The 24,839-nt window shown below is 71.7% G+C and carries 25 protein-coding genes and 1 riboswitch; of the genes, 18 read left to right on the top strand and 7 right to left on the bottom strand.

Annotated elements, in window-relative coordinates; genetic code table 11:
- Positions 1-63 precede the first annotated feature (63 nt).
- Positions 64-1,269 (bottom strand): MFS transporter, encoded by a 1,206-nt coding sequence (locus QOL88_RS06420; RefSeq protein ID WP_097215499.1) that lies wholly within the window; start codon positions 1,267-1,269, stop codon positions 64-66.
- Positions 1,270-1,405: 136 nt separating this feature from the next.
- Between QOL88_RS06420 and QOL88_RS06415 the strand changes: the two genes are divergently transcribed.
- The 10 genes from QOL88_RS06415 to QOL88_RS06370 all read left to right on the top strand — a co-directional run bounded on the left by QOL88_RS06415 (position 1,406) and on the right by QOL88_RS06370 (position 10,532).
- On the top strand, positions 1,406-2,704 hold the full coding sequence (locus QOL88_RS06415; RefSeq protein WP_097215498.1) for an ROK family transcriptional regulator: 1,299 nt from the start codon (positions 1,406-1,408) through the stop codon (positions 2,702-2,704).
- Between the two features lie 189 nt (positions 2,705-2,893).
- Positions 2,894-3,024: riboswitch (FMN riboswitch) on the top strand.
- Positions 3,025-3,168: 144 nt separating this feature from the next.
- Entirely contained in the window at positions 3,169-3,777 is a 609-nt protein-coding gene (locus QOL88_RS06410) for a riboflavin synthase (RefSeq protein ID WP_097215497.1), read from the top strand.
- Positions 3,774-4,415 carry a nicotinamide mononucleotide transporter family protein gene (locus tag QOL88_RS06405; RefSeq protein ID WP_097215496.1) on the top strand — a complete coding sequence of 214 codons (642 nt, stop codon included), beginning with the start codon at positions 3,774-3,776 and terminating at the stop codon, positions 4,413-4,415. Before QOL88_RS06410 ends, QOL88_RS06405 begins: the two co-directional genes overlap by 4 nt.
- The gene (locus QOL88_RS06400) at positions 4,412-5,701 is read left to right on the top strand and encodes a bifunctional 3,4-dihydroxy-2-butanone-4-phosphate synthase/GTP cyclohydrolase II (RefSeq protein ID WP_097215495.1); all 1,290 of its coding nucleotides are present in this window, start codon (positions 4,412-4,414) and stop codon (positions 5,699-5,701) included. Before QOL88_RS06405 ends, QOL88_RS06400 begins: the two co-directional genes overlap by 4 nt.
- A 20-nt stretch (positions 5,702-5,721) precedes the next feature.
- Positions 5,722-6,207, top strand: a complete 486-nt coding sequence (gene ribH / locus QOL88_RS06395; RefSeq protein WP_053668350.1) for a 6,7-dimethyl-8-ribityllumazine synthase — start codon at positions 5,722-5,724, stop codon at positions 6,205-6,207.
- Between the two features lie 34 nt (positions 6,208-6,241).
- On the top strand, positions 6,242-6,514 hold the full coding sequence (locus tag QOL88_RS06390) for a phosphoribosyl-ATP diphosphatase (RefSeq protein WP_070030020.1): 273 nt from the start codon (positions 6,242-6,244) through the stop codon (positions 6,512-6,514).
- Between the two features lie 45 nt (positions 6,515-6,559).
- Entirely contained in the window at positions 6,560-7,408 is an 849-nt protein-coding gene (gene hisG / locus QOL88_RS06385) for an ATP phosphoribosyltransferase (RefSeq protein WP_031108172.1), read from the top strand.
- Positions 7,409-7,421: 13 nt separating this feature from the next.
- Complete coding sequence (locus QOL88_RS06380; protein WP_097215494.1) at positions 7,422-7,877, top strand: PH domain-containing protein; 456 nt, start codon at positions 7,422-7,424, stop codon at positions 7,875-7,877.
- 247 nt (positions 7,878-8,124) lie between these two features.
- A complete protein-coding gene (locus QOL88_RS06375) occupies positions 8,125-9,459 on the top strand; it encodes a hemolysin family protein (protein ID WP_097215493.1) in 1,335 nt (444 codons plus the stop codon).
- Positions 9,456-10,532, top strand: coding sequence for a hemolysin family protein (locus QOL88_RS06370; RefSeq protein ID WP_097215492.1), 1,077 nt, complete (start codon positions 9,456-9,458; stop codon positions 10,530-10,532). The genes QOL88_RS06375 and QOL88_RS06370 overlap by 4 nt, the downstream gene beginning before the upstream one ends.
- Before the next feature lie 103 nt (positions 10,533-10,635).
- Here QOL88_RS06370 and QOL88_RS06365 read toward each other — a convergent pair whose 3' ends face one another.
- Positions 10,636-12,495 (bottom strand): AAA family ATPase, encoded by a 1,860-nt coding sequence (locus QOL88_RS06365; protein WP_097215491.1) that lies wholly within the window; start codon positions 12,493-12,495, stop codon positions 10,636-10,638.
- A gap of 430 nt (positions 12,496-12,925) precedes the next feature.
- On the bottom strand, positions 12,926-13,582 hold the full coding sequence (locus QOL88_RS06360) for a uridine kinase family protein (RefSeq protein WP_097222885.1): 657 nt from the start codon (positions 13,580-13,582) through the stop codon (positions 12,926-12,928).
- Positions 13,583-13,776: 194 nt separating this feature from the next.
- Between QOL88_RS06360 and QOL88_RS06355 the strand changes: the two genes are divergently transcribed.
- The 3 genes from QOL88_RS06355 to QOL88_RS06345 all read left to right on the top strand — a co-directional run bounded on the left by QOL88_RS06355 (position 13,777) and on the right by QOL88_RS06345 (position 16,119).
- A complete protein-coding gene (locus tag QOL88_RS06355) occupies positions 13,777-15,156 on the top strand; it encodes a C39 family peptidase (RefSeq protein WP_097215490.1) in 1,380 nt (459 codons plus the stop codon).
- A gap of 90 nt (positions 15,157-15,246) precedes the next feature.
- Entirely contained in the window at positions 15,247-15,387 is a 141-nt protein-coding gene (locus tag QOL88_RS06350; protein ID WP_107426733.1) for an SCO1431 family membrane protein, read from the top strand.
- 75 nt (positions 15,388-15,462) lie between these two features.
- The gene (locus QOL88_RS06345) at positions 15,463-16,119 is read left to right on the top strand and encodes a TetR/AcrR family transcriptional regulator (RefSeq protein WP_097215489.1); all 657 of its coding nucleotides are present in this window, start codon (positions 15,463-15,465) and stop codon (positions 16,117-16,119) included.
- Positions 16,120-16,168: 49 nt separating this feature from the next.
- On the opposite strand, the gene QOL88_RS06340 is transcribed toward QOL88_RS06345, so the two are convergent.
- Complete coding sequence (locus QOL88_RS06340; RefSeq protein ID WP_097215488.1) at positions 16,169-17,434, bottom strand: glycoside hydrolase family 18 protein; 1,266 nt, start codon at positions 17,432-17,434, stop codon at positions 16,169-16,171.
- A gap of 332 nt (positions 17,435-17,766) precedes the next feature.
- Here QOL88_RS06340 and QOL88_RS06335 point away from each other — a divergent pair, with 332 nt between their 5' ends.
- Positions 17,767-18,939, top strand: a complete 1,173-nt coding sequence (locus tag QOL88_RS06335) for an acyl-CoA dehydrogenase family protein (RefSeq protein WP_097215487.1) — start codon at positions 17,767-17,769, stop codon at positions 18,937-18,939.
- Here QOL88_RS06335 and QOL88_RS38805 read toward each other — a convergent pair.
- Together QOL88_RS38805 and QOL88_RS06330 are read right to left on the bottom strand one after the other, a co-directional pair.
- Positions 18,902-19,150: a hypothetical protein gene (locus tag QOL88_RS38805; protein ID WP_078615159.1), complete on the bottom strand. Its 249-nt coding sequence runs from the start codon at positions 19,148-19,150 to the stop codon at positions 18,902-18,904. The two genes, QOL88_RS06335 and QOL88_RS38805, sit on opposite strands and share 38 nt — an antisense overlap.
- A 165-nt stretch (positions 19,151-19,315) precedes the next feature.
- Positions 19,316-19,750 (bottom strand): hypothetical protein, encoded by a 435-nt coding sequence (locus QOL88_RS06330; protein ID WP_097215486.1) that lies wholly within the window; start codon positions 19,748-19,750, stop codon positions 19,316-19,318.
- Positions 19,751-19,953: 203 nt separating this feature from the next.
- On the opposite strand from QOL88_RS06330, the gene QOL88_RS06325 reads away from it, so the two are divergent.
- From QOL88_RS06325 to fxsA, 4 genes are all read left to right on the top strand, one after another.
- The gene (locus tag QOL88_RS06325) at positions 19,954-20,394 is read left to right on the top strand and encodes an Lrp/AsnC family transcriptional regulator (RefSeq protein WP_030867874.1); all 441 of its coding nucleotides are present in this window, start codon (positions 19,954-19,956) and stop codon (positions 20,392-20,394) included.
- A 95-nt stretch (positions 20,395-20,489) separates the two neighbouring features.
- On the top strand, positions 20,490-22,091 hold the full coding sequence (locus QOL88_RS06320; RefSeq protein ID WP_097215485.1) for an amidohydrolase: 1,602 nt from the start codon (positions 20,490-20,492) through the stop codon (positions 22,089-22,091).
- A gap of 535 nt (positions 22,092-22,626) precedes the next feature.
- Positions 22,627-23,430, top strand: a complete 804-nt coding sequence (locus tag QOL88_RS06315; protein ID WP_097215483.1) for a polyprenol monophosphomannose synthase — start codon at positions 22,627-22,629, stop codon at positions 23,428-23,430.
- An 88-nt stretch (positions 23,431-23,518) separates the two neighbouring features.
- Complete coding sequence (gene fxsA, locus QOL88_RS06310) at positions 23,519-24,094, top strand: FxsA family membrane protein (protein WP_097215482.1); 576 nt, start codon at positions 23,519-23,521, stop codon at positions 24,092-24,094.
- 222 nt (positions 24,095-24,316) lie between these two features.
- On the opposite strand, the gene QOL88_RS06305 is transcribed toward fxsA, so the two are convergent.
- The gene (locus QOL88_RS06305; protein WP_030247095.1) at positions 24,317-24,691 is read right to left on the bottom strand and encodes an RNA polymerase-binding protein RbpA; all 375 of its coding nucleotides are present in this window, start codon (positions 24,689-24,691) and stop codon (positions 24,317-24,319) included.
- Positions 24,692-24,839: the final 148 nt, after the last annotated feature.

Genomic DNA, 24,839 nt, shown 5'->3' with positions numbered 1-24,839 from the left:
TGTGCGTGTCCGGACCATTGTCGGGGTGCGCCCACCGTGCTGATGACCGGGGCGGGCGTCCGTTCAGGGCCGCGGGTCGGCGACCACCGTGTCCGGGCGGCCGATCCTCGTCCGCTCGCCGGGGCGCAGCACACCCGCGAACGCCACCAGGCCGCATGACAGCGCCGTCACCAGGCAGAACGACACCATCAGGCTGGTCGCCTGCGCCAGCATGCCGATCGCGCTCGGCGCGATCAGGCCCGAGGTGTAGGTGATGGTCGCGACACCCGCGATGGCCAGGCTCGGGTTGGCCCCGCTGCGGCCGGCCGCGGCGAAGCACAGCGGCACGACGACGGCGATGCCCAGCCCCATCAGCGCGAAGCCGCTCATGGCCACCGCCGGATGGTCCGCGACGACGATCAGCAGCCCGCCGAGGACGGCGAACACCCCGCTCGCCCGCACGGTCCGCACGGCGCCGAACCGGTCCACGACCCGGTCACCGGCGAGCCGGGCGACGGCCATGGTGAGCGTGAAGCCCGTCGTGCACGCCGCCGCGAGCCCGGCCGAGGTCTCCAGCTGCTCGCGCAGATAGACCGCCGACCAGTCCAGGCTCGCGCCCTCCGCGAACACCGCGCAGAACCCGATGGCGCCGATGAGCAGCGCCGAGCGGGGCGGCAGGGCGAAGCGCGGCGGCGGCTCCTCGTCCTCGGCGGGCTGCAGGTCCAGCACCCACTGACAGGAGAGCACGCCGACGACGGTGAGGACCGCGGCGGCCAGGACGTGGTGCAGCCGGGCGTCCGAGCCGAGGTGCGCGGCGAGCGTGCCGGCCGCCGAGCCGACCAGGGCGCCCGCGCTCCACATGCCGTGCAGCCCGGACATGATCGACCGGCCGAGGCGGTTCTCGACCTCGACACCCAGCGCGTTCATCGCCACGTCCGCCATGCCCGCCGTCGCGCCGTACGTGAACAGCGCCAGGCAGAGCGTCAGGAGGTTGGGGGCGAGTGACGGCAGGACCAGAGACAGCGTCCACAGGGCGATCAGTCCGCGCAGCGCGTTGCGAGCGCCGAAGCGGTGGCTGATGCTGCCGGCGAGCGGCATCGCCACGGACGCGCCGAGCGCGGGGAAGGCGAGCGCGATGCCCAACTGGCCCGCGCTCACGCCCGCGTGGTCCTGGATCCACGGCACGCGGGTCGCGAACGAGCCGGTCACGGCGCCGTGCACGGCGAAGACGGCGGCCACGGCGTACCGGGACCGCTTCACCTCGCGCTGTTCGTCGACCACGTTGCCCATTCTGCGGTCCCCCTCCAGGTCTCTGCCGTGCCCACGTCCGAGTGCGGGCGTAAACTATCAGGAACCCTGCCTGATAATAAGAGGGTCTCCCGGCGGGCCCCGGCCGACGGTCCCGCCGATCTGGAAGGATCCCGGCATGCCCGCATCCCCGAGCACCGCCCGGGCCATCAACGACCGGCTCGCCCTGCGTCTGCTCCAGCAGGAAGGCCCGTTGACGGCGGGGCAGTTGAAGCAGCTGACCGGCCTGTCCCGGCCGACCGTCGCCGACCTCGTCGAACGCCTCGGTGCCGCCGGACTCATCGCGGTCGTCGGCGAGGCGGGGGAGCAGCGGCGCGGCCCCAACGCGAAGGTCTACGGCATCGTCGCCGACCGGGCGCACCTGGCCGCCCTCGACGTCCGCACCGAGGGCGTCGCCGTGTCCGTCGCGGACCTGGTGGGGCGGGTGCTGGCCGAGGCGTCGGTGCCCATCGCCGGTGACACGGGAACGGGTCCCGCCCTGGAGCAGGCGGTCACGCTGGTCGAGCGCGTGGCGAAGGAGGCCGGCGCCGAACGCCTGCACACCGTGGGGATCGGGGCGCCCGGCCTGGTCGACCCGTCCAGTGGCGAACTCCGCGACTCCACCGGGCTTCCGGAGTGGCACCGCCGGCTCGTCGCCACCCTCCAGGAGCGGTTGCCCGAGGCCCGCGTGAGCGTCGAGAACGAGACCAACCTCGCGGCGCTGGCCGAGCAGCGCGACGGGGTGGCCCAGGACCGGGACACCTTCGTCCTGCTGTGGCTCGGCCACGGGACGGGAGCGGCCGTGGTCCTCGACGGCGCCCTGCGGCGAGGCGCCTCCGGCGGCACCGGCGAGATCGGCTTCCTGCCGGTCCCGGGCACGACGGCACTGCCGACCTCGACGGACTGCGAGGGCGGCTTCCACTCGCTGGCCTCCTCGGCGGCGGTCGTGGGACTGGCCGCGGAGCACGGGATGCCGGTTCAGGCGTCCGAGGCCGGGGTGGTTCGGGCGGCGGTCGACGTGGTGCGGGGGGCGGTGGCTCAGGTGGGGCGGCAGGAGGCCGCGTCCCTCGACGGACCCGCTCCGGCTGTCGCCTTCCTCGACGCCCTCGCCGGCCGTCTGGCCGTCGGTGTCGCCTCGGTCGTCGCGATCCTGGACCCCGGTTGCGTGGTGCTCGGCGGGGAGGTGGGGCAGGCCGGCGGCGCCGAGCTCGCCGCCCGCGTGCGGGGCCGGATCGCCCGGATGACGCCGCTGCCCACTCAGGTGCGTGTCACCACCCTGGGCGGTGGCGCGGTCCTGCGCGGCGCCCTGCTGACGGCCCGCGACCGGGCCCAGGAGGAGCTGTTCGAGCCGGGCGGCGTGGGAAGGCCCGACGGCGGGCAAGGGCCGTCGTCACCGCCGCCGGGCCGGTCGGTGGGGTTGAGCCGACCCTGGCGATGACCCTAGAAAGGACTAGACCACATCGTCAATAGGTGTGTACCAATGCGGGACCTCAAGAGGTCGGCCCAGAGTGCGCGTTGGGGTGCCGGTCGCGCTCGGGAAGGGGTGCGACACGGTCTGTGAGGCAGCCCACATACCTCGCCCCTCGGAACATCGACTGGGCATGGCACACTGGCCCTGTATCAGCAGCAGCGCACTCCGGGGTCGGTGAAAGTCCGAACCGGCGGTTACAGTCCGCGACCCGGTCGCCTCCAGCGGCCGGTTGACCAGGTGAAATTCCTGGACCGACGGTTAAAGTCCGGATGGGAGGCAGTGCGCGGCGAGCGGGCATCCGTGCGCGCCGCCGGGACGTCCGTCCTCGTGACGGGCTCCGTCCGGTGTCGTCCCCGGTGTTCCTGCTCGTATCTTCTGTCGTCATCGACAGCCCCGGAGTCCGTGCCCGAAGAGGCAGGAGGACCCGGGAAGTGTTCACCGGAATCGTCGAAGAGCTGGGCGAGATCACCGCCGTCGAGACCCTCGACGACGCCTGTCGCTTCCGCCTGCGCGGACCGGTCGTCACCCAAGGCGCACGGCACGGCGACTCGATCGCCGTGAACGGCGTGTGCCTCACGGTCGTCGACCACGAGGGCGACGAGTTCACGGCCGACGTCATGGCCGAGACCCTGAACCGCTCCAGCCTCGGTGCCCTGAAGGCCGGATCCCGCGTCAACCTCGAACGCCCCATGGCCGTCGGCGAGCGCCTCGGCGGGCACATCGTGCAGGGCCATGTGGACGGCACAGGCGAGATCCTGGAGCGCAAGCCCTCCGAGCACTGGGAGATCGTGAAGATCTCCCTCCCCGCGGACCTCACCCGGTACGTGGTCGAGAAGGGCTCCATCACCGTCGACGGCATCAGCCTCACCGTCGTCGACGCCGGCCCCGACCACTTCACCGTCAGCCTCATCCCCACCACCCTCGACCTGACCACGCTCGGCCACAAGCAGCCCGGCGACCCGGTCAACCTCGAGGTGGACGTCATCGCCAAGTACGTCGAGCGGATGCTGGGCGACCGCGCGCAGGGGGCCGGCCGGTGAACACGCTGAACTCCGAGGCGTTCGTCCTCTTCGGCCAGCACATCCTCTGGTCCGACATGGTCGGCAACCTCTTCGGTCTGGCCGCCCTCGCCCTGGGCTGGCGGCGCTCCATCTGGACCTGGCCTGTGCAGTTCCTGGCCGGCCTCATCCTCTTCGGCGCCTTCTTCGGCCACCTCACCGGCAGCGCCGGCAAGCAGGCGGTCGTCATGCTCGTCGCGCTGTACGGCTGGTGGCAGTGGCAGCGCGGCAAGGGGCAGGGCGAGGACGGCCACATCGCCGTCCGGTTCGCCACCTGGCGCGAGCGCGGCGCGATGGCCGCGGCGGCCGCCGCCGGCACGGTCGCGGTGGCGCTGCTGTTCAAGGCGTACCCGACCCTGTCCTGGGACCCCTGGCCGGACGCCTACATCTTCGTCGGCACCGTCGTCGCCATGTACGCCCAGGCGCGCGGCATGGTCGAGTTCTGGTTGGCCTGGCTGCTCGTCGACGTCGTCGGCGTGCCCCTCAACTTCGCCAACGGCTACGCCTTCTCCGGCTTCGTCTACGTCATCTACGGCGCGCTCGTCCTGTGGGGCCTGCGCGACTGGTGGCTGCGCTCGCGCGCGGCAGCCCAGCCCACCCTGGAAGGAGCGCCGGCATGAGCGCCGCAACAACCCTGTACAGCACCGACGACGTCGAGCACTTCGCGCTCGACCCCGTCGAGCAGGCCATCGCCGACATCGCGGCCGGCCGCCCCGTCGTGGTCGTCGACGACGAGGACCGGGAGAACGAGGGCGACCTCGTCATCGCCGCCGAGAAGGCGACCCCCGAGATCGTCGCCTTCATGATGAGCGAGTGCCGCGGCCTGATCTGCGCTCCCATGGAGGGCGACGAACTGGACCGGCTGAAGCTGCCGCAGATGGTCGAGAACAACACCGAGTCGATGAAGACCGCCTTCACGGTCTCCGTCGACGCCTCCGCCGCGCACGGCGTCAGCACCGGCATCTCCGCCTCCGACCGCGCCACCACCCTCCAGCTGCTCGCCGACGGCGTCTCGGGGCCCGACGACTTCGTCCGCCCCGGCCACATCTTCCCGCTGCGCGCCCGGCCCGGCGGGGTCCTCACCCGCAACGGCCACACCGAGGCCGCCGTCGACCTCGCGCGCCTCGCGGGCCTGCGCCCGGCCGGCGCCATCGTCGAGATCGCCGGCGAGGACGGCACCATGCTGCGCCTGCCCGAGCTGATCCCCTTCGCCCGCAAGCACGGCCTGACGATCATCTCCATCGAGGATCTGATCGCCTACCGCCGCGGCAGCGAGCCCACCGTCCGCCGCGAGGCCAGGACCCTGCTGCCCACCGCCCACGGCACCTTCACGGCCTACGGCTACCGCTCCGCCGTCGACGGCGTCGAGCACGTCGCCCTGGTGCACGGCGAGATCGGTGACGGCCAGGACGTCCTCGTCCGCGTCCACTCCGAATGCCTCACCGGCGACGTCTTCGGCTCGGCCCGCTGCGACTGCGGGCCACAGCTCGACACGTCCCTCGCCCGCATCCAGGACGAGGGCCGGGGCGTCGTGGTCTACCTGCGCGGACACGAGGGCCGCGGCATCGGCCTGATGTCCAAACTGCGCGCATACGAACTCCAGGAGCGCGGCCGCGACACCCTCGACGCCAACCTGGAACTCGGCCTGCCCGCCGACGCCCGCGACTACGCCGCCGGCGCCCAGATCCTCGCCGACCTCGGCGTGCGCGGCGTCCGGCTGCTGACCAACAACCCCGACAAGACCGACGCGCTCGTCCGCCACGGCATCGCGGTCCAGGCCCGCGTGCCGATGCCCGTGAGCGCCGGCGAGCACAACCTCCGCTACCTGCGCACCAAGCGGGACCGGATGGGCCACGACCTGCCCTGGCTGGACACGACCACCGTGCCCGCCTGCGGCAACCAGTAAGAGAGCACAGAGGGAGAGACGTGAGCGGCAAGGGTGCACCGGAGCTGTCCGTACGCAATGTGGGTGACCTCCGGGTCGCCGTCATCGCGGCACAGTGGCACGAGAAGGTGATGAACGGTCTGGTCGACGGCGCCCTGCGCGCCCTGCACGACCTCGGCATCGACGAGCCGACCCTCCTCAGGGTCCCCGGCAGCTGGGAGCTCCCGGTCGTCGCCAAGGTCCTCGCAGGCCGCGGCTATGACGCGATCGTCGCCCTCGGCGTCGTCATCCGCGGCGGCACGCCCCACTTCGAGTACGTGTGCCAGGGCGTGACCCAGGGCCTCACCCAGGTCTCCGTCGACACCGGCGTCCCCGTCGGCTTCGGCCTGCTGACCTGCGACACCGAGGAGCAGGCCCTGGACCGCGCCGGAATCGAAGGTTCCAACGAGGACAAGGGGCACGAGGCGGTGACAGCGGCGGTGGCGACCGCCGCCACCCTCCGCTCAGTATCCGAACCCTGGCACTGACGAAAGGAACCCGTGGCATAGGCTGAGCGTCACCATGTCCAAGAAGACGTTCGAGGAGCTCTTCGCCGAGCTCCAGCACAAGGCCGCCCAGGGCGACCCCGCCACTTCCCGCACCGCAGAACTGGTCGGCAAGGGCGTCCACGCCATCGGCAAGAAGGTCGTCGAAGAGGCCGCCGAGGTGTGGATGGCCGCCGAGTACGAGGGCAAGGAAGCCGCCGCCGAGGAGATCTCGCAGCTGCTGTACCACGTCCAGGTGATGATGGTCGCCCGCGGCATCTCCCTCGACGACGTCTACGCCCACCTCTGAGCCGCACCCGTTCCCGTCCCACACCACGCAAAGGAAGCCGACCTCATGCTGCGCATCGCCGTCCCCAACAAGGGTTCCCTGTCCGGCCCTGCGGCGGAGATGCTGCATGAGGCCGGCTACCAGCAGCGCCGCGAGTCCAAGGAACTGCGGATCGTCGACCCGGTGAACGAGGTCGAGTTCTTCTACCTCCGCCCCCGCGACATCGCGATCTACGTCGCCTCCGGGCAGCTGGACATCGGCCTCACCGGCCGGGACCTGCTCATCGACTCCGGCGCCGAAGCCGAGGAGATCCTCGCCCTCGGCTTCGCCCGCTCCACCTTCCGCTACGCCACCAAGCCCGGCACGATCAGCGGCCTGGCGGACCTGACCGGCAAGACGATCGCAACCTCCTACGAGGGCATCGTCGCGGCGCACCTCGCCGAGCACGGCATCGACGCCTCCGTCGTCCACCTCGACGGCGCCGTCGAGACCGCCATCCAGCTCGGCGTCGCCCAGGTCATCGCCGACGTCGTCGAGACCGGAACCTCGCTGCGCAACGCGGGCCTGGAGGTCGCCGGCGAGCCGATCATGCAGTCCGAGGCCGTCGTGATCCGCCGCACCGGCGCGGACGCCGACGACCCCAAGGTGCAGCAGTTCCTGCGCCGCCTCCAGGGCGTCCTGGTCGCCCGGACGTACGTGATGATGGACTACGACTGCCGCGTCGAGCAGCTGGAGAAGGCCGTCGCCCTCACGCCCGGCCTGGAGTCCCCGACCGTCTCCCCGCTGCACAACGAGGGCTGGGTCGCCGTCCGCGCGATGGTCCCGGCCAAGGAAGCCCAGCGGATCATGGACGACCTGTACGACATCGGCGCCCGGGCCATCCTGACCACGGCCATCCACGCCTGCCGTCTCTGAGGGGCGCGACCCGATGTCCGATCTGCCCACCCTGCCCGTCACGTTTCGGCCGGGCAGCACCCGCGTGGTGCTGCTCACCGCGGCCGTCGCCATCCTCGTGGTGATCACGGCGGTCGCGATGCTGCTGAAGCAGCTCAGCCCCGCCGAGCGCGTCAGCTTCGTCCTCACGGCGCTCCTGATGGACGCCGTGCTGCTCCTCCTGGCGCGTCCCAAGGTCGTCGTCGACGAGAACGGCGTCACTGTCGTCAATCTCACGAACAAGCGCCGGCTGGAGTGGGCGGAGATCCTCCAGGTGACCCTCCGGCCCGGCGACCCCTGGGTGTTCCTCAACCTCAGCGACGGCACCAGCCTGCCTGCTCTGGGCATCCAGCCGGGCCTGGCCAAGCAGCGTGCGATCGCCGACGCCCGCGCCCTGCGGACGCTCGTCGAGGCCCGTTCCGTGGCGGACCCCGAGCGGCGTCAGGGCTGACTCGGGACATCCTCCGGGCGGCCGCCACTGCCGTACCGGGCCATGTCTTGATTAATCTGTTTCCGGAGGCGCGAACGGACGCGCCTCCGCCCCTGCCGCCCCGCCCGGTGCGCCAGGGGCTCCTGCTAACCGAGGAGTGACTCCCTCCGGCGATGGACGGATCGTCCTGCAGTACCTGCGCCGCCCCCTGCCGACATAGCGCGGACCTCGTATTCGAGGTACGTGACCGTGTGGAGGCGGCGGCATCATGACCACCCCCCTGCTGCTCCTCGCAGCCGCGTTCCTGCTGATTCTCGCCAACGGATTCTTCGTGGCGGCCGAATTCGGACTCGTGACGGTCGAACGGCCCGAGGCCGAGAAGGCCGCCGCCGAGGGCGACCGGCGCGCCCACCGCGTCGTCGAATCGCTCAAGGAACTGTCCTTCCAGCTCTCCGGCACCCAGCTCGGCATCACCATCACCTCGCTCGTCGTCGGCATGCTCGCCGAACCGGCGCTCGCCGAGCTGCTGCACGGCCCGTTCACCTCGATCGGCATCCCCGAGGGAGCCGTCTCCGGTGTCACGGTCGTGGTCGGCATGCTGCTGGCCTCCGCCGTGCAGATGGTGATCGGCGAGCTCCTGCCCAAGAACTGGGCGGTGTCCAGGCCGCTGCAGGTCGCGCGCTTCGTCGCGGGCCCGCAGCATGTCTTCGCCCGGCTGTTCCGCCCGGTCATCGCCGGCCTCAACGCCGTCGCGAACCGGCTCGTGCGCGCCCTGGGCATCGAACCCGCCGAGGAGCTGGCCTCCGCCCGCACCCCCGGCGAACTCGTCTCCCTGGCCCGCCACTCGGCCCTGGCCGGCGCCCTGGAGCAGGACACGGCCGACCTGTTCGTCCGGACCCTGTCGCTGGGCGAGCTCACCGCGCAGCACGTGATGACGCCACGCGTGAAGGTCAGCGCCCTGCAGTCCTCGGCCACCGCCGAGGATGTCGTCAACCTGACCCGCGCCACCGGCCTGTCCCGCTTCCCGGTCTACCGGGAGAAGATCGACGAGGTCGTCGGCATGGCCCACCTCAAGGACGCCCTGGCCGTGCCCGTCCAGGACCGGCTGCGCACCCCCGTCGGCCGCATCGCCCGCCCGGCGCTGCTCGTCCCCGAGACGCTGCCCGTCCGGCCGCTCCTCACGCGTCTGCGCAGTGAGCAGCCCATCGCGGTCGTCGTCGACGAGTACGGCGGCACCGCCGGTGTCGTCACGCTGGAGGACATCGTCGAGGAGATCGTCGGCGAGGTCCGCGACGAGCACGACGGACACGACCTGCCCGAGCTGGCCGCCGCGCCGCCGGAGGACGGCAGGCTCGCCTGGGACGTCGACGGCAGCTGCCGGGTCGACATCCTGCTGCGCATAGGCCTCGACGTGCCCGAGGGCCCGTACGAGACGGTCGCGGGCCTGATCGCCGACCTGCTGGGCCGTATCCCGGCCGTCGGTGACAAGGCGGAGCTGCCCGGCTGGCGGCTCTCGGTGCGCCAGGTCGGCCACTACCGCGCGGAGCGGGTCCGGCTCGTGCGGACCGCCCCGGTGGTCTCCATGGCGGAGGCCGTCCGATGAGCGTGCTCCAACTCCTCTTCGCCGCGCTGCTCGTGCTCGCCAACGGCTTCTTCGTCGGCGCCGAGTTCGCGCTGGTCTCCGTACGCCGCAGCCAGATCGAGCCGCTCGGCACCGCCCGTGCCCGGCAGGTGCTCTACGGTCTTGAGCGGCTGCCGCAGATGATGGCGGCGGCCCAGTTCGGCATCACGATCTGCTCCCTCACCCTCGGCGCGGTCGCCGAACCGACGGTCGCGCACCTGCTGGAGCCGGTCTTCGAGTGGATCCACCTGCCGCACGGCGTCATCCATCCGCTGACCTACGTCATCGCCCTGGCCGCCGTGGTCTTCTTCCACCTCGTCATCGGCGAGATGGTCCCGAAGAACCTGGCGATGGCGGCCCCCGAGAAGGTCGCGCTGTGGCTCAGCCCCGGCCTGGTCTGGTTCGCGCGCTTCTGCAAGCCCATCACCGCCGGCCTCGGCGCGGTCTCGCAGGGCATCCTGCGGCTCTTCCACGTCGAGCCCAAGGACGAGGTCGAGGCCGTCTTCACCAGCGAGCAGCTCAACCGGCTGGTGGAGGACGCCGGCCAGGCGGGCCTGCTCGACCCCGAGGAGGCCGAAAGCCTCGAGGACGCCCTGGAGCTGGGCTCGCGCCCGGTGACGGACGTCCTGCTGAAGCGGGAGTCCCTGGTGACGGTCAGCCCGTCGGTCACCCCCGGGCGGATCGTCGAACTCACGGCCCGCACGGGCTACTCCCGGTTCCCGGTCGCCGCGGACAGCGGCGCCTTCATGGGGTACCTGCACGTCAAGGACGTCCTCGACGTGGAGGACTCGGACCGGGCCGTCCCGCAGCACCTGTGGCGCCCCATGACGACCCTGCGACCCGAGCTGCCCCTCGATGACGCCCTCACGGTGATGCGTCGGGCGGCGACGCACCTGGCCCAGGTCGCCGACGCGTCCGGCAAGGTGCTCGGGCTGGTCGCCCTGGAGGACGTGCTGGAGCTGCTGGTGGGGGAGGTGCGGGATCCCGCGCACCGGCAGGTGCGCGAGGTGAAGCTGACCGAGCCGAGGTCCGGTGAAGAGGTGCTGGCGACCTAGCACCGCAGCTGCGGGCGTGGGGGCCGGTCGCGCAGCTCGACCGGCCTTCACGGCACCCACTCAGGGGCGCGGGGAATTGCGCGACCAGCCCCCACCGACGAACTCACCGGGCCGACGGATCCTGCGGCCCCCGCCCCGACAAGACCTCTCCGTACGCCTGCATCAGGTCCGGCAACCGCAACGTCGCCAGGTCCTCCCTGCCCAACACCCCGGGATACACCGACAACCGCAGATCCCGGTACGCGCAGCTCTTCTCGTACAGCGTCCGCAGGAACCGTCCGTTGCCCAGCTCGTCGATCCACCCCTGGTCGACCACGTGCCCGGCGATGGAGCGCAGTTCGTCGAGGGCCTCCTCGTCCCACAGGTCACCGTTCTCCGCCGCGAGCACCTTGCCGATCTCGGTGAGTTCCAGGGGCCGGTAGGAGGGGAAGTCGACGCGGGTGGTGAAGCGGGAGGACAGCCCGGGGTTCGCGGCGAGCAGGCGGTCCATGCCCTCCGGGTAACCGGCCAGGATCACCACGAGGTGGTCGCGGTTGTCCTCGGCGCGCTTCAGCAGCACCTGGAGGGCCTCGTCGCCGTACGCGTCTCCCTTGCCGTAGCCCGAGTTGGACAGCGAGTAGGCCTCGTCGACGAAGAGGACGCCCCCGAGGGCCGAGTCGATCAGTTCGTTCGCCTTCACGGCCGTCTGCCCGAGGTACTCGCCGACCAGGTCGGCCCGTTGGGCCTCCACGAGGTGGTCGCCGCCGAGCAGCCCGAGGGCGTAGAAGACGCGGCCGAGGATGCGGGCGACGGTCGTCTTGCCGGTGCCGGAGGGGCCGGAGAAGACGAAGTGGCGTTTCGGCGGCTGGACCGGCAGGCCCTGCCCGGCGCGCAGCCGGGCCATGTTCAGCTGCGCCGACAGCGCCTTGACCTGGCGCTTCACCGGCTCCAGACCCACCATGCGTTCGAGCTCGGCGAGTGCCTCGTCCAGTAAGGCCGGGTCGGTGGGCCCGGCGGGCAGGGAGGGGACGGGGCCGGTCCTCTCGCGGACCGGCGGGCCGGTCACCGGCGGCAGGGGAGCGAGCGGCGGCTCGGAATCGGGCAGCCTCAGGTCCCGCCCTTCGAGACCGAAGAGCGGGTCGAACCCGTCCGGACCGTCCACCGCGTCCTGGCCCGCGCCGGTGAGGGTGATCGCGGCGAGGCCGTTGGCGTCCTCGTAGCCGTCGCCCTCGGCGATGGCGGCCAGCCGGGCGGAGGTGTCCATGAACGCCGGGTCGACGCGGTGCACGGCCCGGTACAGGGGCAGCGCGGCGGCGCTGCGGCCGGTGCCCTCGTGCGCCCGGGCCAGCCAGTAGCGCAGCTCCTTGCGCTGGGGCTGCTCGCTGCGGCAGCGCATCAGCGCGGCGGACAGCAGGGGTTCGGCCTGGCCGTACATCTCCAGGCGGACCCGGGCCATGCCGCCGAAGAGACCCGCCTCGATGCCGAGCATCGGATCGTCGAGCAGCGGGTCGGTGTGGCGGACCAGTTGCTCCCAGTCCTTGACCAGATAGGCGCGGCAGGAGTGCAGGAAGCGGACCTGGTGGTCGGTGTCCACGGGTGGCAGCCCGGCGAGCGCCCGGTCCAGCTCGGGGACGTGGCGGCCGTCCAGCCAGTGGGAGGCGTGCGCGAGCAACAGATCACGGGGACTCTCCAGCACCGGCTGCACCCACCAGCCCAGCCAGTACCAGGAGTTGAGCGTGCGGCGGTAGCGGGTGCGCTGCTCCCCGAACCGGTCCCGGTGCTGGAACATGCGCAGCAGCGCCGTCGTCGTGTCGACGCGCAGCGCGTGCAGCCCGAGCCAGCCGTCGGCCATCGCGGAGTCCATCCGCACGGCGGCGCGGAACTCCTCCTCCGCCTGCGGATACGCGCCCATGGTGTAGGCGTCCACGCCTCGCAGCCAGGCGAGGTCGGCCGGGGCCTGTGGGCCCTGCGTGCCGAAGTCCATCACGTCCCCCACAAACCGTGCCCCCGTCGGAATGCCAACGAGCCGTCCCCCAGCCGGCTGCCCTGCTCGAACCGCTGTGCCACGGACCGGAGTTGCACCGTGCGCGAAGCAACCGTCCGCAGGTCGCGACGAGGGCATCGTACCCGCGGGCGCGGCGCCCCCGTAGGGGGCCGCACGCGCCGTTCGGCGAGGTGGGAGCGGATGCCGCGGCCTCGCGGACGGTGACCCAGGGTGAGCGCTCGGCGCCCAGCGGCGGCCGGAAAACCGGAAGAAGGCAGAACGAAGCCCCCGATCACGGGGGAACAACCGGGGGCTTCGCGTCTGCGGGCGGCTTCGATGCCGCACATTGAGAACGTAAGACCTGTACGGCCCGACGGTCAAGCCGAGTTGGAGCACTCCGGCAAGTTGTTCCGCAAGCCCCTTCACAAGTTCAGCACACTGCGGGCGGTCCGTCACCGTGCGTGAGGGGCTGGTCCGGTCCAACGGTCCCAGCGGGTCCCGCGAGCACCTTGTACCCCTCATCTCTCTGCCGCACCAGGAGGTCGGCGAACGGCCGCGAGGGGTCGTCGGCGAAATGCCGGCGCTCCGCCGGAACCCACCCGTCCCAGAACTCCCGCTGCTCCTCCCCGTCCCGGGACCGTCCCCGCCGCCAGGCCTCTTCCCGCGGCAGATCCATCCACAGCAGCAGGGCCAGGTGCGGGCGCAGCGCCCGGCGCCCCGCGCCGACGCCCTCCACGACGATCACCGGCGCGGGCGGGACCGGGCGCGGGGAGCCGAAGCGGCGGGCCCGCCAGTCGTAGGGGGCGTAGTGCGCGGTCCGGCCGTGGGAGAGCGGCTCGATCAGCTGGTCCAGCAGCCGTTGCGTCCAGTCGAACAGCGCTTCGTGGCTGGCGATGTCGTCGAGGCGCAGCACCGGCACGCCGTCCAGGGCCGCCGCCAGCCGCTCCGCGAACGTGCTCTTTCCGGACCCGGCGTGCCCGTCGACACCGACGAGCCGGACCGGGCCGCAGGAGGGGGAGAGGTGGCGGACCCGGGCGGCCAGGTCGCGGACGGCGTGGCCCGGTGCGGGGCGGAAGGACGGATTCATCTCGATCGGCACTCTAACCACGGGGGCCGTCGCGGATGCCACTGGTCGACGCCAATATTGGTGGGCGCGGCGCGCGTCGAAGTGCTGGCAGGACACGGCGGGCTGTGCTCATATGTGGCGCACGCACGGATACGACCGACCGTGCACGGACCTGCCCCGCACCTGCCCGACTCCGACACCCGGGGGTCCCCGCCATGCGCAGAGCCGAACAGCTTTCCCGCAGAACCGTCCTGGCCGCCGCGGTCGCCGCCGCCGTCACCGCCGGTGCGGGTCCGGCTGCCGCCGATCCCGAGGCCCCCATGACGACCGACCCCGCAGATCCTGCCCGGGCGGTCCCGGCCCGCACCGTCGACAACCGGGCCTGGGTCTCGCACACCGACTGGTCCGGCGGCACCGCCAAGGGCACCAGGGCCGTCGCGGGCGCCCGCCCGGGCCTGGCGATCGCGAAGCCCGCCGGAACCGCCGCGTACCCGGATCCGCACACGGGCAGGACCGCCACCTGGGAGTACGGCACCTGGACCTCCCCCGTCCACCGGCTCGCCGTCCCCGCGACCGAGGCGATCGTCTCCTGGAACGCGCGCACCCCGGCCGGCACCTGGATCCAGGCCGAGATCAAGGGCACCTACACCGACGGCGCCAGCACCCCCTGGTACGTGATGGCCCGCTGGGCCTCCGGCGACCAGGACATCCGGCGCACCTCGGTCGACGACCAGAGCGACGGCAAGAGCACCGTCTGGACGGACACCCTGGCCATCGACGACGCGTCGACCGGCCTGCGCCTGGCCTCGTACCGGCTGCGCCTGACCCTCTACCGCAAGCCCGGCACCAAGGCCACGCCCACCGTGTGGCGGCTCGGCGCCATGGGCTCCGACGTGCCCGACCGGTTCACCGTCCCGGCGTCCGCGCCCGGGCTCGCGAAGGAACTGGCCGTCCCGCGCTACTCGCAGGAGATCCACAAGGGCCAGTACCCCGAGTACGACAACGGCGGCGAGGCCTGGTGCAGCCCGACGTCCTCCCAGATGATCGTCGAGTACTGGGGCGGCCGGCTCACCGACGGGCAGCTGGACTGGGTCGACCCCGCGTACGCCGACCCGCAGGTGTGCCACGCGGCCCGCTTCACCTACGACTACCAGTACGCGGGCTGCGGCAACTGGCCCTTCAACGCCGCCTACGCCGCCACGTTCAAGGACCTCCAGGGCGTCGTCACCCGGCTCGGCTCGCTCACCGAACTGGAGACACTGATCGCCGCGGGCATCCCGGCCATCACGTCCCAGTCGTTCCTCAAGGAGGAACTGACCGGCGCCGGGTACGGCACCGCCGGGCATCTGATGACCGTCGTCGGTTTCACGGCCGACGGCGACGTGATCGCCAACGATCCCTTCTCGGCGAGCAACGAGGCCGTGCGGCGCGTCTACCGGCGGCGCGAGTTCGAGAACATCTGGCTCAGGACCAAGCGGTACAACGCCTCCGGCAAGGTCGCCTCGGGCACCGGTGGCATCTGCTACCTGTACTTCCCGGCACACCCGAGCGCGGCCCAGCGCAAGGCCCTGGCGGCCGTGGGCGTCCGCGTGTGAGCAAGCTCTCGGCCGCAAAAGCCGCGCCCGGTGGCAAGGTGGACGGAACCCGGGGGGAGTCCGTCCGCACCACCGACCCAGCGAGAAGCCATGACCGTGCACTCAGCCACCGCCACCCGCGTCCGCACCGGCGGACCTCAGGACGACGGACCGAAGATCGTCGAGCACGTCATGGGGTGGGCCCTCGTCGTGGTCGTCGCGATGCTCGTGACGCAGCTCGGGCTGCTGTGACCTGACCCACGGCGCGGGGGTGAGGCCTGCCATACTGCGGAGGTCCCGCCCCGCCCGTTGAGACCAGGGTCGAAATTGAATATCAGCCCCCAGCCTGCCGCCCGTCCCCGGGCCCGCGGCACCGAGCGTTCGATGGCGCGCCGTGCCGAACTCATCGCGATCGGGCGGAGGTTGTTCGCCGACACCTCCTACGACGCCCTGTCGATGGACGACATCGCCCGGCAGGCGCACGTCGCCAAGGGGCTGATCTACTACTACTTCCAGTCCAAGCGCGGTTACTACCTGGCCATCATCCAGGACTCGGTCACCGAGCTGGTCACCCTGGCGGCGAGCGGTCTCGAACTGCCCCCGGTGGACCGGGTCCAGCGCACCGTCGACAGCTATCTGCGCTACGCCGAGCACAACCAGGCCGCGTACCGCACGATCGTGAGCGGCGGCGTCGGTTTTGACACCGAGGTGCACGCCATCCGCGACGGGGTGCGCGAGGCCGTGGTGACCACCATCGCCGAAGGCGCCTACGAGCGGGTCGACATCACCCCGCTGGCGCGAATGGCCCTGCTGGCCTGGATGTGCAGTGTCGAGGGCGCCACGCTGGAATGGATCGACCGGCCCGAACTGCCCCGCGCCACCATGTGCGAGCTGCTGGTGAAGACCCTCGGCGGTGCCCTGCGCGCGATCGAGGAGCTCGACCCGGCCTACCCGGCCCCGCAGCACGCGCGCCGGGGGGCGTGAGAGAGGGGCGGAGGGTCCGCAGCGGACCTCCGCCCCCGGTTGCCGGGCGCTACCTGATCGCCTTGATCAACTCACCGTTCGCGGTGTCGCCGCTCAGCTCCCAGAAGAACGTGCCGCCCAGGCCCTGCTGGTTCTTGTAGTTCATCTTGGTGCCGATGGTCGCCGGGGTGTCGTAACTCCACCAGTTGCCGCCGCACTTGGCGTACGCCGTGCCGGCCACCGTCCCCGTCGCCGGGCACTTGGTCTTGAGCACCTTGTAGTCGTCGATGCCCTGCTCGTACGTGCCCGTCGCCGGGCCGGTCGCGGTGCCCCCGGGGGCCGCCTGGCTGACGCCGGTCCAGCCGCGGCCGTAGAAGCCGATGCCGAGCAGCAGCTTCGAGGCGGGGATGCCGAGGCCCTTGAGCTTGGCGATGGTCGCCGAGCTGTGGTTGTCCGCCTTCGGGATGCCGGCGTACGAGGTCAGCGGCGAGTGCGGGGCCGTCGGACCGGCGGCGTCCCAGGCGCCGAAGAAGTCGTACGTCATCGGGTTGTACCAGTCGACGTACTGGGCGGCGCCCGCGTAGTCCGCCGCGTCGATCTTGCCGCCCGGGGTGGCGTCGGCGGTGATCGCCGCGGTGACGAGGTTCTTCGAGCCGAACTTCGCCCGCAGCGCCTGCATCAGGTTCCGGAAGGCCGCCTTTCCGCTGGTGTCGCAGGTGGCGCCGCAGGTGTTGGGGTACTCCCAGTCGATGTCGATGCCGTCGAAGACATCGGCCCACTTGGAGTTCTCGACCAGGTCGTAGCAGGACTGGGCGAAGGCGGCCGGGTTCTTCGCGGCCTCACCGAAGCCTCCCGACCAGGTCCAGCCGCCGAAGGACCACAGGACCTTGAGGTTCGGGTGCTTCTGCTTCAGCTTGCGCAGCTGGTTGAAGTTGCCGCGCAGCGGCTGGTCCCAGGTGTCGGCCTTGCCGTCGACGGATTCGGTGGCGGTGTAGGCCCGGTCGGTGGCGGCGTAGCCGTCGCCCATGGCGCATTTGCCGCCGGTGACGTTGCCGAAGGCGTAGTTGATGTGGGTGAGCTTGCCGCCCGATCCGGACGTCTCGATGTTCTTGACGTAGTACTTGCGGTCGTAGGTGCCCCATTCGGTGAAGTAGCCGATGACCTTGGAGCCGGCGGCCCTCGCGCCGGGGGCGGCCTTCGAACCTGCGGCGGCCTCCTGAGCCGAGGTCGCCGCGGTGGCGGAGGTGCCCGCGCCGGCCAGCAGACCGGCGCCGAGGACGGCGCAGCAGGCCGCGGACACGATGGTCCGGAAGCGGGAACGGTGGGGGGTGTGCATCCGGTGTCTCCTCGTGGGGAGAGGGGAACGCGCGCTCATTGGCATGAACGCGGTGAATCGGTGGAGCGAAACAGTAGGAGGACTAGACCAGTTGGGTCAATGGTTCGGACCAATTTCGCCGCTCCGTACGCGCTCGGCCATTTCTTGAAGTAAGCGGTCGTTAACTGGTGACGGGATGCCTCCGATCGGGCATACTCACAGCGCACAGCCGCTGGTCAGCAGCTTCCGAGACCCGGGACTGCAAGCATCGGCAACGCACCAGAACGACCCGGCGGCGCCGCCCCCACCCATGGGCCCGTCCGCCAGTGCCCGACAGGGAGGAGAGCGTCGCCATGCCCGACCGCGCCCCGCAGCCGGTGGACCGACAACTGCCCACGGAGGAGGCCCGGGACCTGATCACACTCGTCCGCGACATCGCGGCGCAGGAGATCGTCCCGAGCGCGGCCGAGGAGGAGGACGCCGGCCGCTTCCCGCGCGAGCTGTTCACCCTGCTCTCCCAGTCGGGGCTGCTCGGCCTGCCGTACGACTCCGAGTACGGGGGTGGCGACCAGCCCTACGAGGTCTACCTCCAGGTTCTGGAGGAGCTCGCCGCGGCTCGCCTCACCGTCGGTCTGGGCGTCAGCGTCCACTCGCTGGCCTCGTACGCGCTCGCCGCCTACGGCACCAAGGAACAGCAGGTCGAGCACCTGCCCGCGATGCTCGGCGGCGGCATGCTCGGCGCGTACTGCCTCTCCGAGCCGCACTCCGGATCGGACGCGGCGGCCCTGCGCACCCGGGCCGTGCGGGACGGCGACGACTGGGTGATCACCGGCACCAAGGCCTGGATCACGCACGGCGGGATCGCCGACTTCTACACGGTGATGGCCCGCACCGGCGACGAGGGCCCGCGCGGGATCAGCGCGTTCCTGGTGCCCGGCGACGCGGAGGGGCTGAGTGCGGCCGTGCCGGAGAAGAAGATGGGCATGAAGGGCTCGCCCACCGCCCAGGTCCACTTCGACGGCGTCCGCGTCCCGGACGCCCGGCGCGTCGGCGAGGAGGGGCAGGGCTTCGCGATCGCCCTGTCCTCGCTCGACTCGGGGCGGCTCGGCATCTCGGCGTGCGCGATCGGCGTCGCACAGGCCGCGCTCGACGAGGCGGTGACCTACGCGGCCGAGAGGCGCCAGTTCGGCAAGCCGATCGCCGACTTCCAGGGTCTGCGGTTCATGCTCGCCGACATGGCGACGCAGATCGAGGCGGGCCGCGCCCTCTACCTCGCCGCGGCACGGCTGAAGGACGCGGGCCGGCCGTTCGCGAAGCAGGCCGCCATGGCCAAGCTGCACTGCACCGACACGGCGATGCGGGTCACCACCGACGCCGTGCAGATCCTCGGCGGCTACGGCTACACCGCCGACTTCCCGGCCGAGCGCTACATGCGCGAGGCCAAGGTGCTGCAGATCGTGGAGGGCACCAACCAGATCCAGCGAATGGTCATCGCCCGCCATCTCGTGGGTCCAGAGGAACGCTGAACTGGTCGAGGCCCCGCCAAGGGGCCGCGAGCCGCATCCACTCCGGGTCGTGCCGGCCCGGGAGGGTGCGGCCGCCCTCGGCCCAGGTCCGCATCAAGTCGCGGTAGATCGGCGGGTCCTGATAGCGGGGCGGAGCCGGCCGAACCGATTCTGCGGGCGGCGGGACGTACAGGAGGCGTTGACGCCCGGTCGCTGAGGAGATGGGGGTCATACCAGGGCAACGCGGCAGAGCCCGGACAGGTCACCGGAAGGTGGAATCGGGCGTTCGTTCAGTGCCGCGCACGGCTCCGGGCACACTGAACCGCACCACGGCCGTCTGCGGTCGTGGTGCGGGGCAGCTACGGGAGTGGAGCGGGCGGGCGAGGAGAGCCCGTGCTCAGGCCGCCTGGCGGCGCATGACAGGGACCCTGATGGGGCGGGAGCCCGGGCCGCCGACGTGCGAGAAGGGCTGGGTCCGCCAGTCGAGCCCCTGAGGGAGCGTCAACAGCAGTGCGGTGTCCTGCTCCTGGGGTTCCGCGGACTCGTCCGCGGGGCGGGCGTCCGTGGCCCTGCGGCCGGTTCCGGCGCAGACGGTGAGTCCGAAGGGGTTCCACGGCGAGGCGCACATCGCGTGCTCCGGCAGAACCTCCTCGTCCGCCAGCAGGGCGATGGGCTGCGCGCAGTCCGGGCAGACGACCCGGAACATCTCGAACGTGTCGTAGGCGTCGAGTTCGTCGTCGAAGGCGTCGGGTTCGACACCCTCCGGCTCGGGCTCGACGACGAGCTGCTGCCGCTTGGGTGCGGTGCGACCAGGGCGCTTAAGACTCTGCATTGGGTTCTCCCCCTCGGACTGGGCCGTTACAGGCACTGCGGCCTCGGCCACAGCAAGCACTTCCCGTCCCCCCTGGGCGGTAATCACGAGAACATCACGGAGACTGTTCGAAGCGTGTGGCGTTCGTCACATGCCCTGTGCGGATGCCCTCCTGGGCTCCTCAGGTATCCGAGGAGATCAACCGCACTGTAGGTTCTTGCGCCATGGAGGAGCTGGACCGACAGATCGTGCAGCTGCTCGTCAAGGACGGGCGGATGAGCTACACCGACCTGGGCAAGGCCACGGGGTTGTCCACCTCGGCCGTGCACCAGCGGGTGCGGCGGCTGGAGCAGCGCGGTGTGATCCGCGGCTATGCGGCGGTCGTCGACCCCGAGGCGGTGGGGCTGCCCATGACCGCGTTCATCTCGGTGAAGCCGTTCGACCCCAGCGCGCCCGACGACATCGCCGACCGGCTGGCCGGCGTGCCCGAGATCGAGGCCTGCCACAGCGTCGCGGGCGACGAGAACTACATCCTCAAGGTGCGGGTGTCCACGCCGCACGAGCTGGAGGAGCTGCTGGCCCGGGTGAGGTCGCTGGCCGGGGTGTCCACGCGGACGACGGTGGTGCTGTCCACGCCGTACGAGGCGCGGCCGCCGCGGATCTGAACGCCGGTTTCCGGCGCGGGTCGTGCGGGGATGTTCGCGCAGCTCACCGTGCCCCTGATGCGGGCGTCGCCCCCGCCCCTGTGAGACTGTGCTCCATGAGTGAGTCCACCGCCCCGCCCAAGACCGTCCTGCTCCGCCGCGGAGAGGTCCACAGCCCCGCCGACCCCTTCGCCACCGCGATGGTCGTGGAGCGGGGACAGATCGCCTGGGTGGGGTCCGAAGGGGCCGCCGACGCCTTCGCGGACGGGGTCGACGAGGTGGTCGACCTGGACGGGGCGCTGGTCACCCCGGCGTTCACCGATGCGCATGTGCACACCACTGCCACGGGCCTGGCCCTGACCGGGCTCGACCTCTCCGGCGCCCCCACGCTGGAGGCCGCCCTCGCCCTCGTCCGGGACTTCGCCGCCGCCCGGCCCGACGACCGGGTGCTGCTCGGGCACGGCTGGGACGCCGCCCGCTGGCCCGGAGGCAGGCCCCCGACGCGGGCCGAGCTCGACGAGGCCACCGGGCACCGGCCCCTCTACCTCAGCCGGATCGACGTCCACTCGGCGGTCGTGAGCACCGCCCTGCTCGACGCGGTTCCCGATGTCACCCGTACGGATGGCCCCCTCACCGCCGACGCCCATCACGCCGTGCGGGCCGCCGCGTTCGCCGCCGTGACGCCTGGGCAGCGCGCCGAGGCGCAGCGCACCGCACTCGCGCACGCCGTCTCGCTGGGGATCGGCACCCTCCACGAGTGCGCCGGGCCGGAGATCTCCTCCGAGGACGACTTCACCGGCCTGCTGCGCCTCGCCGCGGCGGAACACGGACCGCGCGTCGTCGGCTACTGGGCCGAGCAGGACGTCGCCAAGGCGCGGGAGCTGGGCGCCGTGGGCGCCGCGGGGGACCTGTTCGTCGACGGCGCCCTCGGCTCGCACACCGCCTGTCTGCACCAGCCGTACGCCGACGCAGGGCAGACCGGCATCGCCTACCTGGACGCCGACGCCGTCGCGGCGCACGTCGTGGCGTGCACCGAGGCGGGCCTGCAGGCCGGTTTCCACGCCATCGGCGACGCGGCCGTGGACGCCGTGGTGGAGGGCGTGCGTGCCGCCGCCGAGAAGCTCGGGCTCGGCCGGATCCGGGCCGCCCGGCACCGCGTCGAGCACGCCGAGATGCTCACCCCGCAGAGCGTCGCCGCCTTCGCCGAACTCGGCCTCACCGCCTCCGTGCAGCCCGCCTTCGACGCCCTGTGGGGCGGAGAGGAGGGCATGTACGCCCAGCGGCTCGGAAAGGAGCGGGCCCGGGCTCTGAACCCCTTCGCGGCCCTGCTGCGCGCCGGTGTCCCGCTCGCCTTCGGCTCCGACAGCCCGGTCACCCCGCTCGACCCGTGGGGCACGGTCCGGGCCGCCGCCTTCCACCGCACGCCGGAGCACCGCGTCTCCGTGCGCGCCGCCTTCACGGCGCACACGCGCGGCGGCTGGCGGGCCGTCGGACGGGACGACGCGGGCGTTCTGGTCCCGGGTGCCCCGGCCGACTACGCCGTCTGGCGCACCGGCGAACTCGTCGTCCAGGCCCCGGACGACCGCGTCGCCCGCTGGTCGACGGATCCCCGCTCCGGCACCCCCGGTCTGCCCGACCTCACTCCGGACCGCGACCTGCCCGTCTGTCTGCGCACCGTGGTGGGCGGACGCACGGTCTTCGTACGGCCGGGCGAGTGATCTACGGGGGTGGCGCGCATGAACTCGTGCGCCGCGCCCCCGGCGCGCGACCTGCGCATCCTCGGCTCTGACCAGGTCTTTGCCGCTGAACGCGCAGGTCAAACGGCTGTTGACAGGCGGCCGCAGGAGGCCGGTAGGTTCGGCGGAGTCCACCACCGGACGCCCGACCGGGGAACGTCCGAGCACTCGCCGCTGCGCCGCCGGGTCAGGGACGGTGTGCCGCACCGGGGCACCGCCACTGGGAGCCAGGCTCAGGCCGGCGCAAGCGCCGAGGGAACGTTCCGGCCGGTCGGGGAGGTGTGACCCGGGTGGGGCCCGCGCGCTCAGTAGACAACGGCTTCAGGTCGATCCGCAGCCGGCGGATCCCAGGTCGGCCCGAAGGGCGCCGGGCCCCCATCCGCCGGACACGCGCACGCGGAAACGCGCTCGTCCCCGCGTCTTGCGGATTCGGCACCACGATTCGAACGTCCTGTCACGTCAGCGCAGGCCGGGCCCACTATGGTGGACCTCTGCGTATGGACATGAAGGGGCAGTAGTGAACGACGGCGACGGAACCCTCGCGGCAGAAGCCCAGGTGAGGAAGTTCGGCCCGCTCGGCACGGCCTTGGTGATCATCCCGACCTACAACGAGGCGGAGAACATCAAGAGCATCGTCGGCCGGGTACGCAAGGCCGTCCCCGAGGCGCACGTGCTCGTGGCCGACGACAACAGCCCGGACGGCACGGGCAAGCTGGCCGACGAGCTGACGGTCGAGGACGACCACGTCCACGTGCTGCACCGCAAGGGCAAGGAGGGCCTGGGAGCCGCCTACCTCGCGGGCTTCCACTGGGGCCTGGAGCGCGACTACGGCGTGCTGATCGAGATGGACGCCGACGGCTCCCACCAGCCCGAGGAACTGCCGCGTCTGCTCACCGCCCTCAAGAGCGCCGACCTGGTGCTGGGCTCGCGCTGGGTACCGGGCGGCCGGGTGGTGAACTGGCCGAAGTCCCGCGAGGTGATCTCCCGGGGCGGCAGCCTCTACTCGCGGCTGGCGCTCGATCTGCCGCTGCGTGACATCACCGGCGGCTACCGTGCCTTTCGCCGCGAGACCCTTCAGGGGCTCGGCCTCGACGAGGTCGCCTCCCAGGGGTACTGCTTCCAGGTCGATCTCGCCCGCCGCGCGGTCAAGGCCGGCTACCACGTGATCGAGGTGCCCATCACGTTCGTCGAGCGTGAACTCGGCGACTCCAAGATGAGCCGCGACATCCTCGTCGAGGCGCTGTGGCGCGTCACGGCGTGGGGCGTGGGGGAGCGGGTCGGCAAGGTCACGGGGCGCGGCGGCAAGCCCTCGAAGCCGTAGCGGCGGACCGCTCCCGGGGCGGCCGTTCACAGAAACAGCTGATGGTGGCCTTATCCCGTGCTGAGCCGGGGCCAGGCACACTGGACGCATGACGACTGGCGCTCAGACCCCGCTGCCCCCTGCCCGGCCCAAGCGCTCCCGGCTGCGTACGTTCCTGCCGCTCGGCGTCGCCGCGTGGCTGGTGCTGGAGATCTGGCTGCTCACACTGGTCGCGGGGGCGACCAGTGGGCTGGTGGTCTTCCTCGTCCTGCTGGCGGGTCTGGTGGCCGGCTCGGTCGTCATCAAGCGGGCCGGCCGGCGGGCCTTCCGCAAGCTCTCCGAGGCAATGCGGCAACAGCAGAGCGGGATGATGCCGGAGGCGGCCCGGCCCGGCAGCGAGGGCAACGGCCTGATGATGCTGGGCGGTCTGCTCCTGATGATCCCCGGCCTGGCCTCGGACGCGGTGGGCCTGCTCCTGCTGCTGCCGCCGGTGCAGAAGGTCGTGAGCCGCTCGGCGGAGCGCACCTTCGAGCGCAAGCTCCGGGAAGCCGGCCCGGGCACCCTCGGCGGCGCCTTCCAGCAGGCCCGTATGCACCAGCCCGACGGCAAGGTCGTCCAGGGCGAGGTCATCAGGGACGAGCCGGGGGACACCCCGCAGCCGCCCCGCCCGCCGCTGACGCACTGAGCCGTCCCGGGCACGTGGAGCCGTCCCGCGGCACATGAGGCCGTCCCGGGCCGGAGCACGTGCCCCACTGGGAGCTCTCCCGGGCTCGTCCACCCGGCGAGCCTCCCCGGGCACGAGCCGCACCGGGGCCGTGGACATGCGGAAGACCGCGGGCGCCGTACTTCTCGTACGGCGCCCGCGGTCTTCTGATGCGCTGTTACTTCGGCCAGGCCCTGTGAGGGGCTATGCCGACTTGCGGCTGTCTCGGGGATGAACTGCGATGTTCATCGCACCGGAGCGCAGAACCGCCAGGCGCTCCTCGAGGACCTCTTCGAGTTCCTCACGGGTGCGCCGCTCCATCAGCATGTCCCAATGCGTACGCGCGGGCTTGCCCTTCTTTTCTTCAGGGACATCGCCGTCCACGAGGAGTGCCTGGGCCCCACAGACCTTGCACTCCCACTCCGGCGGGATCTCCGCCTCGACCGAGAAGGGCATCTCGAAGCGGTGCCCCTTCTCGCATGCGTACTCCACGGCCTGGCGCGGGGCCAGGTCGATGCCGCGGTCCGTCTCGTAGCTGGTCACCACGAGGCGCGTGCCGCGAAGAGCTCGCTCACTCATGAATCGTGCCTCCCGGGCTTGTCGCCCACAGGACAGGTGTCGCTGTCGTCGTCATCCGGTCAACGTCCGGTCGGCGGTAAAGATTCCCGTTCCGAGTCCCGTTCCGGGTCGTGCGTCGCCGTCGTAGCCGCCCTTGTTGTACCCACCA

This window comes from Streptomyces sp. Ag82_O1-12 (assembly GCF_900182715.1).
GTDB classification, from domain to species: domain Bacteria; phylum Actinomycetota; class Actinomycetes; order Streptomycetales; family Streptomycetaceae; genus Streptomyces; species Streptomyces massasporeus.
Note: the sequence above shows the minus strand (reverse complement) of the source record. Positions and strands in the feature narration are given on the sequence as shown.

Excerpts from the sequence above, each read along its gene's own strand:
- QOL88_RS06305 (WP_030247095.1), bottom strand. The coding sequence starts at position 24,691 with ATGAGTGAGCGAGCTCTTCGCGGCACGCGCCTCGTGGTGACCAGCTAC.
- QOL88_RS06325 (WP_030867874.1), top strand. The coding sequence starts at position 19,954 with ATGGAGGAGCTGGACCGACAGATCGTGCAGCTGCTCGTCAAGGACGGG.
- QOL88_RS38805 (WP_078615159.1), bottom strand. The coding sequence starts at position 19,150 with ATGACCCCCATCTCCTCAGCGACCGGGCGTCAACGCCTCCTGTACGTC.
- QOL88_RS06320 (WP_097215485.1), top strand. The coding sequence starts at position 20,490 with ATGAGTGAGTCCACCGCCCCGCCCAAGACCGTCCTGCTCCGCCGCGGA.
- QOL88_RS06400 (WP_097215495.1), top strand. The coding sequence starts at position 4,412 with ATGAGCGCCGCAACAACCCTGTACAGCACCGACGACGTCGAGCACTTC.
- QOL88_RS06370 (WP_097215492.1), top strand. The coding sequence starts at position 9,456 with ATGAGCGTGCTCCAACTCCTCTTCGCCGCGCTGCTCGTGCTCGCCAAC.
- QOL88_RS06360 (WP_097222885.1), bottom strand. The coding sequence starts at position 13,582 with ATGAATCCGTCCTTCCGCCCCGCACCGGGCCACGCCGTCCGCGACCTG.
- QOL88_RS06380 (WP_097215494.1), top strand. The coding sequence starts at position 7,422 with ATGTCCGATCTGCCCACCCTGCCCGTCACGTTTCGGCCGGGCAGCACC.
- fxsA (WP_097215482.1), top strand. The coding sequence starts at position 23,519 with ATGACGACTGGCGCTCAGACCCCGCTGCCCCCTGCCCGGCCCAAGCGC.
- QOL88_RS06350 (WP_107426733.1), top strand. The coding sequence starts at position 15,247 with ATGACCGTGCACTCAGCCACCGCCACCCGCGTCCGCACCGGCGGACCT.
- QOL88_RS06330 (WP_097215486.1), bottom strand. The coding sequence starts at position 19,750 with ATGCAGAGTCTTAAGCGCCCTGGTCGCACCGCACCCAAGCGGCAGCAG.
- QOL88_RS06375 (WP_097215493.1), top strand. The coding sequence starts at position 8,125 with ATGACCACCCCCCTGCTGCTCCTCGCAGCCGCGTTCCTGCTGATTCTC.
- QOL88_RS06355 (WP_097215490.1), top strand. The coding sequence starts at position 13,777 with ATGCGCAGAGCCGAACAGCTTTCCCGCAGAACCGTCCTGGCCGCCGCG.
- QOL88_RS06340 (WP_097215488.1), bottom strand. The coding sequence starts at position 17,434 with ATGCACACCCCCCACCGTTCCCGCTTCCGGACCATCGTGTCCGCGGCC.
- QOL88_RS06415 (WP_097215498.1), top strand. The coding sequence starts at position 1,406 with ATGCCCGCATCCCCGAGCACCGCCCGGGCCATCAACGACCGGCTCGCC.
- QOL88_RS06390 (WP_070030020.1), top strand. The coding sequence starts at position 6,242 with ATGTCCAAGAAGACGTTCGAGGAGCTCTTCGCCGAGCTCCAGCACAAG.
- QOL88_RS06335 (WP_097215487.1), top strand. The coding sequence starts at position 17,767 with ATGCCCGACCGCGCCCCGCAGCCGGTGGACCGACAACTGCCCACGGAG.
- hisG (WP_031108172.1), top strand. The coding sequence starts at position 6,560 with ATGCTGCGCATCGCCGTCCCCAACAAGGGTTCCCTGTCCGGCCCTGCG.
- QOL88_RS06365 (WP_097215491.1), bottom strand. The coding sequence starts at position 12,495 with ATGGACTTCGGCACGCAGGGCCCACAGGCCCCGGCCGACCTCGCCTGG.
- QOL88_RS06420 (WP_097215499.1), bottom strand. The coding sequence starts at position 1,269 with ATGGGCAACGTGGTCGACGAACAGCGCGAGGTGAAGCGGTCCCGGTAC.